This window comes from Stutzerimonas sp. LR2 (assembly GCF_055755175.1).
The window spans coordinates 1-1,245 of sequence record NZ_JBVTRR010000033.1 but is presented as its reverse complement, the minus strand read 5'-3'; the positions used below and the strand labels follow the sequence as shown (position 1 = coordinate 1,245).

The window sequence follows — 1,245 nt, the reverse complement described above, 5'->3', positions numbered from 1 at the left end:
CACTGGTACCGGACAGCGGACGGCAAAGGAAGCCGAATCCGATATATTTATTGTCGCAGAGGAAAATATGGTTTTTCTCATCGTATGCCCGGACAGGGCACACATCCGAGAAGCGTTTGATAGACTTCAAACGCTGTATGATGATTGATTCGCTCATTCTAACCCCACAGAAAGAAGAACTTATTGACCAGCCAGGAAAGCTTTCAGACCCTGCTTAGGTGCGCCAATACTGAAGACACCGTCATCACGAATGATGAATGGCACCATACTGACACCTAATACCTGAGCTGTGATCGTGCGGCGGGCCAATGCCTGTAAGTCACAGTCTTTGACCTGGTCAAATTTGGTTTTTTCATGCGCGATGATGGCGCGGTCGGCACGATAGCGATCGGATGCACAGAACAATTCTTTATTGCGGATTTGGCTTGGTTCGCCTAGGGCTCCCAGAGACAGTACGTTAACGGTATATTCGTGCGGATCGAGATCAGCCAGCTGATTCAGGGCTGCGGCACAATACGCACAGTTCGGATCAGTGAATAAAATGACTTTTTTCGGTCCGTCGCCCCAGACGGCAGGTTGTAAGTCAGCGATGTTCAGCTTCAACTCTTTGATCGGAATGATGCTTGCGTATTTGGTGATATCGTCAAGCGTGGTCAAGTCTTTCTTCGCCCAGGTATCGTACATCGTGCCTTTGAACAGGTACCGGCCATTTGACGACAACAGGTTGACTTTGCCGTCAACTTCCAGCGCAATTATGCCGTTGGTTGGCACAACGAAACGCTTAACGTCTTTGCTGTCCTTCGGTGCGTTCATAAAGGCTTTGTTGTTAAACACAGTATCCGCGTTCACATCTACACTGGCAAAAGCGGATGTGGCGAAGCTGGCGGACAAAATCAGGGATAATACTTTTTTGCGTAGCGTCATTGGAGTGCTCCTGTGAATGAGGCTACATTTTCAATGGTGCAAAGACGGATTGACAGCGAAAAGGGCAGCAAAACGAGGCCGAAAACGGGTGGTTGTTTTGTTTCTTTTGGGAGGGAGTGTCAAAGAAAAGGGTAAGGCCGTTCGAGGGAGAACGGCCTTGCGCATGAATCCATTTACCAAATTGTCTGAGTGGGGTTTATCCAACGCGAGGGGTAAGTCACACATTGAATGTCAGCATTGGTAAAATTGCGGTATGGTTGCCATGCATTGATAATTTTAGTCTCATTTAATATAAATAGCAACGACACCCAGAATGAAAGA

Annotated in this window: 1 protein-coding gene; it reads right to left on the bottom strand. The window is 47.7% G+C overall.

Translation table 11 applies throughout. The features are described 5' to 3' along the window. Positions 1-180 precede the first annotated feature (180 nt). Positions 181-924 carry a DsbC family protein gene (locus tag ACVRRC_RS21805; RefSeq protein WP_472533491.1) on the bottom strand — a complete coding sequence of 248 codons (744 nt, stop codon included), beginning with the start codon at positions 922-924 and terminating at the stop codon, positions 181-183. Between the last annotated feature and the right edge of the window lie 321 nt (positions 925-1,245).